This window comes from Nocardia higoensis (assembly GCF_015477835.1).
Lineage (GTDB): Bacteria > Actinomycetota > Actinomycetes > Mycobacteriales > Mycobacteriaceae > Nocardia > Nocardia higoensis_A.
This window is the reverse complement of record NZ_JADLQN010000005.1, coordinates 238,933-251,016: the sequence shown is the minus strand read 5'-3', so window position 1 is coordinate 251,016 and position 12,084 is coordinate 238,933. Positions and strand designations below refer to the sequence as shown.

Below are 12,084 nucleotides of genomic sequence, written 5' to 3'. Positions count from 1 at the left end.
ATCCCGCTCCGGCCCGGGGCGGGATCGCCCTCGGTCGGCGAGCCGACCCTAATCGGGGGCGATCTTGATCAGGGGGCGATCTTGCTGCGTACGGTGGCGTGCAGTTCACGCAGGCTGGAGCGCTCGGTGGCGACCTCGAGCACGCGCAGGCCGTGGGCGTTGCCGGTGAGTTCGGCCGCCAGCTCGGCCGGGTCGACCTGGCGGTGCGGGATGCGGTAGGCCGCGCAGAGTGCCGCGAGGTCCATGCCGTGCGGGGTGCCGAAGACTCGCTCGAACACGCCCGCGTACTGCGGGTCGCCCTGTTCGAGCAGTTCGAAGATGCCGCCGCCGTCGTCGTTGGCGACCACGATGGTCAGATCGGCCGGGCGCGGTTCACCCCGGCCGATCAGCAGGCCGGAGGCGTCGTGCAGGAAGGTGAGATCGCCGATCAGGGCGATGGTGCGGCCTTCGTGTGCGAGAGCGGCGCCGACAGCGGTCGAGACGGTGCCGTCGATGCCGGCCACACCCCGGTTGGACAGCACCCGCACGCCGGGGCGCGGCGTGGACACCAGCGCGGCGTCGCGCACCGGATTCGATGCGCCGAGCAGCAACTGATCGCCCTCACGCAGCGCGTCCATCACCACCGCAGCCACATGCAGGCCGGTGGGCTTGGGATGCCCGGCCAGCTCGGTGCGCACCGCCCGCTCGGCGGTGACGCTCAGGTCGGCGCAGTGCCGCAGCCATTCCGGGCGCGGTGCGCCCGAGGTCACCGCGCGGGTGCCGGTGCCGACCACGTTCCCGGAGACATCGGGCCAGCGCGGTCCGGTGGTCAGGGCGTAGACGGTGACTTCGGGATCGGCGAGCAGTCGCGACACCTGGCGGTGCAGGGTCGGACGTCCGGTGATGATCGCCTGGCGCGGGTTCAGCAGCGGCAGCGCGAGCGGATGCAGGGCCGGGCCGTGCATGGGGGCGGTCGGTTCGGCGACGGTGGGCAGTTGCGCCAGTTCGGGGCGCGGGCCCGCGCCGTGACCGGAGACCACCACGGTGTCGATGCTCAGATCGATCTCGAGCGGCACGTCCAGCGTCGCGTACTGGGTGGCCGTCCACGGCTTGCCGTCGGCGCGGCCCGCGGGCTCGGATTCGCCCGCGGCGAGATCGGGGACCAGCGGTTCGCGCAGCGGAATGTCGAAGTGCACCGGTCCGGCATTGCCCGAGCGGGTTCCGCGAGCGGCCGCCAGCACCCGGCAGACCGAGGATCGCCACACACTGTTCTGCTGTTCGTAGCTGCCCGCACCCGCGCCGTCGGCTTCGGCGATGCCGAGGCTGACCGTCGCGCGTACCTGGCTGCCGAACAGGCCGAGCTGTTCGATGGTCTGGTTGGCCCCGGTGCCGAGCATCTCGTAGGGCCGGTTGGCGCTCAGGACGATCAGCGGGACCCGCGCGTAATTGGCTTCCAGCACAGCCGGTCCCAGATTGGCCACCGCGGTGCCCGAGGTCATCACCACCGGGACCGGCGCGCCCGCCGACACGGCCAGGCCGATCGCCAGGAATCCCGCGGTGCGTTCGTCGATGCGCATGTGCAGCCGCAGCCGCCCGGCCGCGTCGGCGGCCTGTAGCGCGAAGGCCAGCGGGGCATTGCGCGAGCCGGGGCACAGCACCACGTCACGGACGCCGCCGCGCACCAACTCGTCGACGACAACCCTGGCCTGCGCAGTGGACGGATTCACCTCACCAGCCTGTCAGATGCGGACGCTTCCGGCTCGGTCGGCCTGATCACAGCCGGGCCCCATGTCACCACCGGAGCCGATCAACGCGTACTTCCGGTGCGATACCGCCGAGAAACGCGTCGAGGTGGCGACGCGAGTCGCGTCGCCACCTCGCTCACCGAGCGTCGGCTCAGTTGGCGTGCTTCTGCACCAGGTCGCCGACCCGGGGCAGCGCCTCGATGACGTGCTTCTTCGCCGAGGAGCGCAGCGAGTTGTAGACCTTCTGCAGGGCCGGACGGCTGGACGACTCGGCGCGCGCGTCGGTCACGGCCAGCAGCGACTCGGCGACCGCGTCGGACTTGGAGACGAGCAGGTCGGCGAAGGTGCCGGCGCCTGCGGCCTGGTACTCGGCCCAGAAGGGCTGCAGCTGCTCGAGCAGCTTGGGCGCCAACGACTCCAGGGCGTCCGGCACGATCGACGGGCCGATCTTGTTCACGGCCGCGTAGCCGCCCTTGACGGCCAGGCCCGACGCGCCGCCCTTGTCCGACACCTCAGCGTCCAGAACCTCCTTGGCTTCGGCAAGGAAGGCCGAGCGCTTCGTGTCGTCGAGCAGGGATTCAGACAGTGCTGCAACCACTTTGAGGGTCCTCCGAATAGATATCGATGAACGAGCGCACGCCACTATACGCACAGGCGCGCCCGCGCACGCTACGGAAGTCCGGCTATCGGCTCGCAGCCGGGCCGATCAGGGCTGCCAGGGCAGCAGCTGAACCATCAATCCTTCGGCGTCGGCGAGCACTTCGCCCTGTTCGTCGCGCAATTCCGCGGTGACGAAGGTCTTTCGGCCCTCGATGCGATCCGCGCGCCCGGTGACGGTCAGCCGCGTCTCGAGCGGAGTCACCTTGCGGTAGTTGACGTGCAGGTACGCCGTCCGGCTGATCGGCCTGCCCGCGTAGTGCACGATCATCCCGAACAGATCGTCGAACAGCAGCGGCAGCACGCCGCCGTGCGCGGCGCCGTTGCCGCCCAGGTGGTATCGGCGGAACACGCCGGTGGTGGTGATGCCGTCCGGGCCCGCTTCGACCACGGTCCACGGCAGCATCAGCAAACTGCCGCGGCCGGGCAGTTCGACCGAGCGGCCCGCGGGCGAACGCCCTTCCGGCGCCCGGTAGGGCTCGAGCAGATCGATCAGCTCGCGCGCCTTGCCGAGGGCCGCGCCGTAGACCTCGTCGGGGGCGTCGGCGGAGACAGCCAGGTCTTGCAGCGTCCGCATGGCTTCCACGAACGGGCCGAACTCCGGGCCGGGCGACGCGGGGGCGATCTTGGGGAATCCACCGTGCGATTCGTAGCGGTCCGGATCGATCGCGCTGGTGTCGATACGGCGCGTGCTCGTGGCTACACCGCTCCCCGCCGCCGCGTCTTCTGGAACAGGTGTCACTTCCTGGCTCATACCTGCACGGTATCGCGTGGCTTTACACCGTCAAGTCGGCGGGCCGGTCCCGCCGGTGACCGTGGCGCGAGCCGCGTCACATCGGGCCGGGGCGATAATCACCGACGTGACTTTCGATCCCAAGCTGTGGCGACCGGTCCCCGGATTCGAGAACCTGACCGACATCACCTACCACCGGCACATCGAGCAGGGCACCGTGCGTGTGGCGTTCGACCGGCCGGAGGTGCGCAACGCGTTCCGTCCGCACACCGTCGACGAGCTCTACCGGGCGCTCGACCACGCGCGGATGACCTCCGACGTCGGCGCGGTGCTGCTCACCGGCAACGGCCCCAGCCCGAAGGACGGCGGCTGGGCGTTCTGCTCCGGCGGCGACCAGCGCATCCGCGGGCGCAGCGGCTACCAGTACGCCGACGGCGAGACCGCCGAGACGGTGGACCCGGCGCGGGCGGGACGACTGCACATCCTCGAGGTGCAGCGGCTGATCCGGTTCATGCCGAAGGTGGTGATCGCACTGGTCAACGGCTGGGCGGCGGGCGGCGGGCACAGCCTGCACGTGGTGTGCGACCTGACCCTGGCCAGCCGCGAGCACGCCCGGTTCAAGCAGACCGACGCCGACGTGGGCAGCTTCGACGGCGGCTACGGCAGCGCCTACCTTGCCAAGATGGTGGGCCAGAAGTTCGCCCGCGAGATCTTCTTCCTCGGCCGCCCCTACACCGCCGAGGAGATGCACCGGATGGGCGCGGTGAACAAGGTGGTCGACCACGATCGGCTCGAAACCGAGGCGCTGGAGTGGACCGCCGACATCAACGGCAAGTCGCCGCAGGCGCAGCGCATGCTCAAGTACGCGTTCAACCTGCTCGACGACGGCCTGGTGGGCCAGCAGCTGTTCGCCGGCGAAGCCACCCGGATGGCGTACATGACCGACGAGGCCGTCGAGGGCCGCGACTCCTTCCTGGAGAAGCGCGCCCCCGACTGGACGCCCTACCCGTGGTACTTCTGAGAAGGGACATCCCGTCATGGACATCCTCGGCAGCCGAGTGATCCTGCGACCGCGCGACTACCAGGCCACCCTGGCCTTCTACCGCGACGGACTCGGCTTGGCCGTCGCCAGGGAGTACCCGGGCGGCACGGTGTTCTTCGCCGGGCAGTCGCTCATCGAGGTGGCCGCCCACGGCGGCTCCGGCGCGGCGAGCACCTTCGACGGCGCCCTGTGGTTGCAGGTCCGCGACGCTCAGGACGCGGCGGCCGAACTGGCGACCAAGGGCATCGTGATCGATCGCGCGCCGAAACAGGAGCCGTGGGGGCTGATCGAGATGTGGACCAAAGACCCCGATGGGGTGCCGATAGTCCTGGTCCAGATCCCGGCCGAGCATCCGCTTCGGCGGGATTCGCGCTGGTCGCAGGACTGACCGCGGCCCGGCGGGCGGGCCGGGGCCCGGACATCGAGTTGCCTTTCGCCCACCCGGCGGGGACGATTACACCCGTAGCGGCTCCCCGGCCGCCGACGCCCGGGGCCCGCCAGTCCCGTCTGCCGAGTGAATCGCAGTCCCGATGTCCGGCCCAGCGCATCCCCTGTCCCCGAGGCCCACCCGTTCCGCGTGCGGGCCCGCCGACATGACACCATCCCTGTCGTGAGGCCCTGCTGCGAGCGAACCATGAGCTGGAACGAGGTCGCGTCGTGAGCAACACCCTGCGAACACTGCCCATGCCCACGGGCTCGGGCGTCGTCGATGTGCTCCCGCATCTGCGGGCGGCGCTGGAAGGCGAGCACGGCCCCGCCTGGCTGCCGATCCCCACCTCCGACCGCCGGGAAGCGCGCAGACTCGCCGACGCGCTCGGCCCGGGCGAGCCGATCGACGACGACGTCGCGCTGGTGGTCACCACCTCCGGCACCACCGGCGTGCCCAAGGGCGCGATGCTCAGCGCGTCGGCGTTGCGGGCCAGCGGCACCGCCACACACGAGCGGCTCGGCGGTCCGGGCACCTGGCTGCTGGCACTGCCCAGCCATCACATCGCCGGTCTGCAGGTGCTGTTGCGCAGCATCCTGGCCGGCACCGAACCCGCCGTGCTCGACGTGTCCGGCGGCTTCCTGCCCGAGGCGCTGGTGGGCGCGATCTCCGGGATGCGCGGCGAGCGCCGCTACACCGCGCTGGTGCCCACCCAGCTGATCAAAGCCCTGGACGAACCCGCCGCCGCGGCGGCGCTCGCCGAGCTGGACGCGGTGCTCGTCGGCGGCGCGGCCACTCCCGCTCCGGTCTACGAGCGTGCCCGAGCGCTGGGCATCAACGCGGTACGCACCTACGGCATGAGCGAGACCTGCGGCGGCTGCGTCTACGACGGCATCCCGCTGACGGGCGTGCAGGTCCGCATCGACGACGGCCGAGTGGTGCTCGGTGGCCCGATGATCGCCCGCGGCTACCGCGGCCGGCCCGACCACCCCGCCTTCGCCGAACCCGGCTGGTTCCGCACCGACGACGCGGGCAGTTTCGACGACGGCGTGCTGCGGGTGACCGGCCGGCTCGACGAGGCCATTCTCACCGGCGGCCTGCTGGTCATCCCGCAGGTCGTCGAGGACGTGCTCGTCACCCATCCGTCGATCAGCGAGTGCGCGGTGCTCGGCCTGCCCGACGACCGGCTCGGCCAGCGGGTCGCGGTGGCTGTCGTGCCCGCCGCGGGCGCGACGCCGACACTGGAAGACCTGCGGGTGCACGTGGAGCGCGAGCTCGATCCCACCTCGGCCCCGCGTGAACTGGCCATCGTCGAGGAACTGCCACTGCACGGGCCGGGCAAGCCGAACCGGCACAGACTGCGCGAACTGCTGATGGCCCGGTCCACCACCTGATCACGGCGCGGCGGCAGGCGCGCCCACACCGGCGTCCGGCGGCGAATCGGCGTCCGGCGGCGATCTCGCCGAGCAGCCCGACGACGAGCGCCCTGTCGCCCGACGGGGTGGAGCTGCCCGACGGGCTGGAGCTGCCCTACACGGCGGCGAGGCCGCGCTGATGTGCACTCATGCCGTCCGCCGTCGTAGGTGAGCGGCAGTGGCCGGTTCGCCGATCGGCGTTGCGCATTAGGCTGCCCGCATGGCAACAGCAGCGCAATGGATCGAGGGCGCGCGGCCGCGCACCCTGCCGAACGCGATCGCCCCCGTGATCGCGGGGACCGGAGCCGCCGCCGCGCTCGACGCCGTCGTCTGGTGGAAAGCCGTTGTGGCGCTCCTGCTCTCGGTGGCGCTGATCCTCGGGGTGAACTACGCCAACGACTATTCCGACGGCGTGCGCGGCACCGACGACGATCGCGTCGGCCCGCTGCGGTTGGTCGGCTCCGGGCTGGCCTCCCCCACCGCGGTGAAGACCGCCGCGATCTGCTGCCTGGCGCTCGGCGCGGTCCTGGGGCTGGTGCTCGTGTTCACCACCGCTTGGTGGCTGCTGCTGATCGGCGCGGCCTGCCTGGCGGGCGCCTGGTTCTACACCGGCGGCAGCAAGCCCTACGGCTACAGCGGATTCGGCGAAGTGGCCGTGTTCGTGTTCTTCGGCCTGGTCGCCGTGCTCGGCACCCAGTTCGTGCAGGCCGAGCGGATCGACTGGGTGGGCGCGGCGCTCGCGGTCGGGGTCGGTTCGTTCTCCAGCGCCGTGCTGGTGGCGAACAATCTGCGTGACATCCCGACCGACACCGCCACCGGCAAGATCACCCTGGCGGTCACCCTCGGTGACGCCCGCACCCGCACACTGCATCTGGCGTTGCTGACGGTGCCGTTCCTGCTCACCCTGACACTGGCCCTGCACACGCCGTGGGCGCTGGCCGGCCTGTTGGCCGCGCCGCTCGCGGTGCGGGCCAACGCCCCGGTGCGCGGCGGCGGCAACGGGCTCGAACTGATTCCGGCCCTGCGTGATTCCGGCCTGGCGCTGCTGGCCTGGTCGATCCTGTGCGCTGTCGCGCTCGCGCTGGGCTGAGCTGTTCGGTATTCCTCGGCGCCACCGCACGACCGGCGCCGCACGACCGGCGTTGCCGCGCCTCGGATACAGCGCCACATTCCGCGCCGGGGCGATGGCCCGCACCGCCCCGGCGGAACTCAGTCTCCGTCCGGAACCAGCACGCCGAGCACCCAGTTCACCAGCGAGATGATGATGCCGCCGAGGATCGCCGCCCAGAAGCCGGCGACCTCCAGGCCGTAGCCGCCGGTGTCGACCACGTCGGTGAGCGCCGCGGTCAGCCACAGCATCAGGGCGTTGATGACCAGCAGGAACAACCCGAGGGTCAGCAGGATCAGCGGCAGCGACAGCAGCTGCACGATCGGCTTCACCAGGGCGTTGACCAGGGTGAACAGGGCGGCGATGGCCAGCACGACAGCGATCTTCGCCCCCGTCCCGGCGTCGTCGGGACTGAGGATGTCGATGCCGCTCACCCACGCCGCCGCCAGCCAGATGGCCACCGCGTTGATGATCAGTCGGATCACAAGCTGCATGCGCCCATGCTAAGCCGCACAGGCCTGTTCGCGCGGGGCTCGCGCGCAGACGGCCGGAGCCCGCTCAGGCCGCGCGGTCGGCGTCGAGCAGTTCGTGCACCCGCGGGCGCAACGCTTCGACGGACTCCGGGCCGCCGAGCAACCGGACCGTGGCCGGGTTCGGCGCGCGCAGCACGGCCAGCAGCATGTGCCCGGATTCGATGCTCTTGTCCTTGCGGGCCAGCGCCTCTCGCAACGCCAGCTCCAGCACCTTCTTCGCCTCGCGGGTGAACGGGGTGTGGCCCGAGCTCCGGTCGCGGCCGAACAGCCCGCGCCGTTGCTCCGGTGCGGCGCGATCGAGCGCGTCCGCGCCGAAACTCGCTTCCAGCGATTCGCGCACCGCGTCGAGGTCGATGCCGATGGAGCGCAACGCCTCCGCGTCCTCAGGTCCCAGCGGCGCACTCGCGCCCGCTTCCGTGAGCGCCTGGCGCGCCCCGTCGTGCGTGAGCCCGGCGCTCTCGGCGACCAGCGCCGACAGGCCCGGCTCTGCGTGCGCGAGCAGGCCGAGCAGCACGTGCTCGACGTCGATGCGCGGTGCGCGCAGCTCCCGGGCTTCTTCCTGCGCCGCGACCACGGCCGTCCGCGCCGATCGGCTGAATCGTTCGAACATCACTTGCCGCCCTTCCGGTTGTACTTCTGGTGCACCGCTTGCTTGCTGACCTCGAGCGCGTCGGCGATCGCCTGCCAGGACCACCCCTGGTCCCTGGCATTTCGCACCTGAATCGCTTCCAAACGTTCGAGCAGCCTGCGCAGCGCGCGGACCGCGCGCAGCCCGATCTCGGGATCGGGGCTGCCCGCCGCGGCCGCCAGAGTTGTCGCTTCGGTCATGACGTCAATTTTGATTGACATCACCGGCGAATGTCAACGTAAATTGACGAAATCGGCGGAAAGGGCCGCTCGGAGAGACAACGCTCGGAGAGACAACACAGCATCGATTACAGAGCAGCGCGCGCCGGAATCCACGCCGCGCGCAGGGATCAGCCGTTCCAGATGCCGGTGCGGTGGAACTCGTCGATGACGGCGGTCGGTTCGGTCAGATCCCAGCCCTGCGCCGCGACCCAGTCGTCGTCGAAGTAGGTGTCGGCGTAGCGGTCGCCGCCGTCGCACAGCACGGTGACCACGCTGCCGCTGCGACCCCGGTCCAGCATCTCGCCGATCAGGTGGAAGACACCCCACAGGTTCGTGCCCGTCGAGGCGCCGATCCGCCTGCCGAGGACCTGGCCGCCGTAGCGCATGGCCGCGATCGAGGCGGCGTCGGGCACCGCGATCATCCGGTCGACCACCTGGCCGACGAACGACGGCTCCACCCGGGGCCTGCCGATGCCTTCGATACGCGAGGGCATGCCGGTCTGATAACCGGCGTCTCCGGTCTCGTAGCCGCCGTAGAAGGCGGAGTTCTCCGGGTCCACCACGGCGAGTCTGGTCGCATGCCTGCGGTAGCGGATGTAGCGGCCGATGGTGGCGCTGGTGCCGCCGGTACCCGCGCTCATGACGATCCACTCCGGTACCGGGTGGGTCTCGAGCTGCAGCTGGGTGAAGATGCTGTCGGCGATGTTGTTGTTGCCACGCCAGTCGGTGGCCCGTTCGGCGTGGGTGAACTGGTCCATGTAGTGGCCGCCGGACTCGGCCGCCAGCCGCGCCGCCTCGGTGTACATGTCCGGCGGGCGGCGCACGAAGTGACAGCGCCCGCCCTGGGCCTCGATGAGCGCGATCTTGCGCTGCGAGGTCTTCTCCGGCATCACCGCCACGAAGTCGAGCCCGAGCAACTTCGCGAAATACGCCTCGCTCACCGCCGTCGACCCCGACGAGGCCTCCACCACCGTGGTGCCCTCGGTGATCCAGCCGTTGCAGATCGAGTACAGGAACAGCGAGCGGGCCAGCCGGTGCTTGAGGCTGCCGGTGATGTGGGTCGACTCGTCCTTGAGGTAGAGCTGGATGTTCCAGTCGACGGGCAGCGGATACCGCAACAGATGGGTGTCCGCGCTGCGCTGGGCATCCGCGTCGATGAGGCGGACAGCGTTGTCCACCCAGTCGCGCGGGGCGCTGCGATCGCAGTACTTCACCGATAGCCTCGCATTCGCTCGCCGTGGCCTATGCCGGATCGTCGCCTTCGGTCTCACCGCGCAACCGCGCCCGCAACTGCGCCTTGTCCTGCCTGCGCTTGGCGTCGACCACCGCGATATCGGCGTTGACCCGCCCGCGCAGCCCCTTGAACAAGATCAGCGACAGCGGCATCGCGATGAGCACCGCGGCCAGCACGGCCAGCAGCAGGTGCACCTGCACACCGACGAGTCGGGCGACCCCGTAGACCACCGCGGCGATCACGGCGACCAAGGCCAGCCGCGCCAGGGTGTACAAGCCCAGGTTGACGGCCAGGCTGCGGCCCACCCGCGGGTGGGATCCAGTCGTTTCGCTCACGCCGACCAGGGTAGGCGACCCGGTTTGCGGGCCCGACGCGCCCTCACCGGACGAGCATCCGATTTGTCCATTACTTCGCCTTTACCCGCTGTAGGTGATTCGAGTACCTAGGGGGTGGAGTGCGACGATGGCGCCATCTGATGAGGGACTGTCGAAGAACGGAGAGGTTTGCTATGAGTGCGATCACCGTCGGCGGCCAGGACACCCTGCTGACCCCCGGGCAAGTCGCCGCACTGTTCCACGTCGATCCCAAGACCGTCACCCGATGGGCACACGCGGGCCGTCTCGGATCGCTGCGCACTCCCGGCGGACATCGCCGCTTCCGCGAGTCCGAGGTCATGCAACTGCTGAAGTCACTGACCACCGAGGCCAAAACAGAACACTGACCGGCTGCCGAAGGTCACTCGCCCGTGGCCCACGCTGTGCGTGGACCACTCACAGGGCTACCCTCGGTAGCAGGAGGTGAGCCACGTGGCATATCTGTTGGCCCTCATCGCAGTGATCGCGGTGGCAGTGCTGATGTGGAAGGCGTTCGGTCCGGGAAGAATCGATCGGTCCGTAGCCCCTCCGGCCCCTCCGCGACGTCGCCCGATCTTGGGCCCCGACGACGATCCCGACTTCCTCTGGCGGATCTCGCGCGAGCAGCAGCGCCGTGACAGAGAGGGTCCCAAGGAGCACTAGCCGCCCAGGCCGGGATCCGTCGAGTTGCTCCCGGCCTGCCGTGCCACCTACTCAGCAGGCGATCGGCTGCCGGGGCGTGATGCTCTCCAGCTTGTCTCGCAGGTTCTCCTTCTCACGCACCAGGTCGTAGCGCGTCTGAAGGTTGATCCAGAATTCGGGCGTCGTGCCGAAATATCGCGCGAAGAGCAGCGCTGTCCTGATGGTGATCGCCCGGCTTCCTTGCACGATCTGGTTGATCTGCCGGGGCGGTACGCCGACCGCGCGCGCCGAGGCGTTCTGACTGATCTCGAGTGGCTCCAAGAACTCTTCCGCGAGAATCTCGCCCGGAGAGGTCGGAGGCAGGGGTGTGGTAGGGGCCATGGTCTCGGTGAGTTTTAGGTCAGGCCGGCGTAGCTGTGCAGGCCGCTGATCACCAGGTTGATGATGAAGAGGTTGAACAGCATGGCGACGAATGCGGCGACGTTGATCCAGGCGGCCCTGGTGTCACGCCAGCCGGACGTGGCCCTGGCGTGCAGGTAGGCGGCGTAGAGGACCCAGGCGATGAAGGAGCAGGTTTCCTTGGGGTCCCAGCCCCAGAACCGGCCCCACGCGGCTTCGGCCCAGATGGCGCCGAGGATGACGCCCGCGCCGAAGAGCGGGAAGCCGACGATGGTGGTGCGGTAGGCGAGACGGTCCAGGGTCCGCGCGTCGGGGAGGCGGCGGGCGATGGCGCCCAGGACGTTCGACGACTCCTCGCCTTCGGGCTGGCGCAGGCGGTAGAGAAACAGCAGGCTGGCGACGCCGGAGACCATGAAGACCCCGCTGCCGATGCTGACGATGGTCACGTGCAACGGCAGCCAGAACGAGCGCAGCGCGGGGACGACGGGAGCGGCGTCGGCGTAGAGGACCGTGCCCGCCAGGAACATCAGGATCAGCACGGGCACCAGCAGGAACACCCAGGTGGCGCGGTGGCGCTGTTCGCGCAGCAGCCAGAAGCCGACGAGCACGGTCGCGGCGCAGGCCATGGTGACGAACTCGTACATGTTGCCCAGCGGGAACCGGTCCGTGGCGAAGCCGCGCAACACGATCGAGGCGACGTGCAGAGCGAACGCGACGAACAGCACCGAGAACGCCATATTGCCCAGGCGCACCGGCAGCGGGGTCGCCGGTGTCTCGATCACCTTGCCGGGACCGCTGGGCCGATCGGCGCTGCCGCCGCCCACGCCGACGAGTTCGCGCTCCTCGCTCCTGCGGACCTGCGCGGAAGCGAACTGCCACAGCAGCAGCCCGAGCACCAGCGCGTACACGACCAGTGCCGATTTGAAGGCCAGGTCGCTGTACTGGGCGAGGGTGTCGTCGATCGGCAT

General features: G+C 70.0%; 15 protein-coding genes. 5 read left to right on the top strand and 10 right to left on the bottom strand.

Features of this window, described 5'->3' with window-relative positions; genetic code table 11:
• Positions 1–68: 68 nt before the first annotated feature.
• From menD to IU449_RS23840, 3 genes are all read right to left on the bottom strand, one after another.
• Positions 69–1,706 (bottom strand): 2-succinyl-5-enolpyruvyl-6-hydroxy-3-cyclohexene-1-carboxylic-acid synthase, encoded by a 1,638-nt coding sequence (gene menD, locus IU449_RS23850; RefSeq protein ID WP_195004367.1) that lies wholly within the window; start codon positions 1,704–1,706, stop codon positions 69–71.
• A 169-nt stretch (positions 1,707–1,875) separates the two neighbouring features.
• The gene (locus IU449_RS23845; protein ID WP_195004366.1) at positions 1,876–2,322 is read right to left on the bottom strand and encodes a DUF6918 family protein; all 447 of its coding nucleotides are present in this window, start codon (positions 2,320–2,322) and stop codon (positions 1,876–1,878) included.
• A 108-nt stretch (positions 2,323–2,430) separates the two neighbouring features.
• Complete coding sequence (locus IU449_RS23840; protein ID WP_195004365.1) at positions 2,431–3,135, bottom strand: PaaI family thioesterase; 705 nt, start codon at positions 3,133–3,135, stop codon at positions 2,431–2,433.
• A gap of 106 nt (positions 3,136–3,241) precedes the next feature.
• Between IU449_RS23840 and IU449_RS23835 the strand changes: the two genes are divergently transcribed.
• The 4 genes from IU449_RS23835 to IU449_RS23820 all read left to right on the top strand — a co-directional run bounded on the left by IU449_RS23835 (position 3,242) and on the right by IU449_RS23820 (position 7,088).
• Complete coding sequence (locus tag IU449_RS23835; protein ID WP_195004364.1) at positions 3,242–4,135, top strand: 1,4-dihydroxy-2-naphthoyl-CoA synthase; 894 nt, start codon at positions 3,242–3,244, stop codon at positions 4,133–4,135.
• Positions 4,136–4,151: 16 nt separating this feature from the next.
• The gene (locus tag IU449_RS23830) at positions 4,152–4,544 is read left to right on the top strand and encodes a VOC family protein (RefSeq protein WP_195004363.1); all 393 of its coding nucleotides are present in this window, start codon (positions 4,152–4,154) and stop codon (positions 4,542–4,544) included.
• 296 nt (positions 4,545–4,840) lie between these two features.
• On the top strand, positions 4,841–5,977 hold the full coding sequence (gene menE / locus IU449_RS23825; protein ID WP_195004418.1) for an o-succinylbenzoate--CoA ligase: 1,137 nt from the start codon (positions 4,841–4,843) through the stop codon (positions 5,975–5,977).
• Between the two features lie 241 nt (positions 5,978–6,218).
• A complete protein-coding gene (locus IU449_RS23820) occupies positions 6,219–7,088 on the top strand; it encodes a 1,4-dihydroxy-2-naphthoate polyprenyltransferase (protein ID WP_195004362.1) in 870 nt (289 codons plus the stop codon).
• A gap of 119 nt (positions 7,089–7,207) precedes the next feature.
• Here the strand turns inward: IU449_RS23820 and IU449_RS23815 are convergent, their stop codons facing one another.
• The 5 genes from IU449_RS23815 to IU449_RS23795 form a co-directional block, all read right to left on the bottom strand.
• A complete protein-coding gene (locus IU449_RS23815) occupies positions 7,208–7,600 on the bottom strand; it encodes a phage holin family protein (RefSeq protein WP_195004361.1) in 393 nt (130 codons plus the stop codon).
• A 64-nt stretch (positions 7,601–7,664) separates the two neighbouring features.
• Complete coding sequence (locus IU449_RS23810; RefSeq protein WP_195004360.1) at positions 7,665–8,249, bottom strand: Clp protease N-terminal domain-containing protein; 585 nt, start codon at positions 8,247–8,249, stop codon at positions 7,665–7,667.
• Entirely contained in the window at positions 8,249–8,467 is a 219-nt protein-coding gene (locus IU449_RS23805) for a helix-turn-helix domain-containing protein (protein ID WP_195004359.1), read from the bottom strand. Before IU449_RS23805 ends, IU449_RS23810 begins: the two co-directional genes overlap by 1 nt.
• Positions 8,468–8,616: 149 nt before the next feature.
• Positions 8,617–9,702: a PLP-dependent cysteine synthase family protein gene (locus tag IU449_RS23800; RefSeq protein ID WP_195004358.1), complete on the bottom strand. Its 1,086-nt coding sequence runs from the start codon at positions 9,700–9,702 to the stop codon at positions 8,617–8,619.
• 28 nt (positions 9,703–9,730) lie between these two features.
• Positions 9,731–10,027 (bottom strand): DUF4229 domain-containing protein, encoded by a 297-nt coding sequence (locus tag IU449_RS23795; protein ID WP_416382235.1) that lies wholly within the window; start codon positions 10,025–10,027, stop codon positions 9,731–9,733.
• Between the two features lie 203 nt (positions 10,028–10,230).
• Between IU449_RS23795 and IU449_RS23790 the strand changes: the two genes are divergently transcribed.
• The gene (locus IU449_RS23790) at positions 10,231–10,443 is read left to right on the top strand and encodes a BldC family transcriptional regulator (protein WP_067861712.1); all 213 of its coding nucleotides are present in this window, start codon (positions 10,231–10,233) and stop codon (positions 10,441–10,443) included.
• Positions 10,444–10,789: 346 nt separating this feature from the next.
• Here the strand turns inward: IU449_RS23790 and IU449_RS23785 are convergent, their stop codons facing one another.
• On the bottom strand, positions 10,790–11,098 hold the full coding sequence (locus IU449_RS23785; protein WP_195004357.1) for a HigA family addiction module antitoxin: 309 nt from the start codon (positions 11,096–11,098) through the stop codon (positions 10,790–10,792).
• A gap of 14 nt (positions 11,099–11,112) precedes the next feature.
• A complete protein-coding gene (gene ccsB, locus IU449_RS23780; protein WP_195004356.1) occupies positions 11,113–12,084 on the bottom strand; it encodes a c-type cytochrome biogenesis protein CcsB in 972 nt (323 codons plus the stop codon).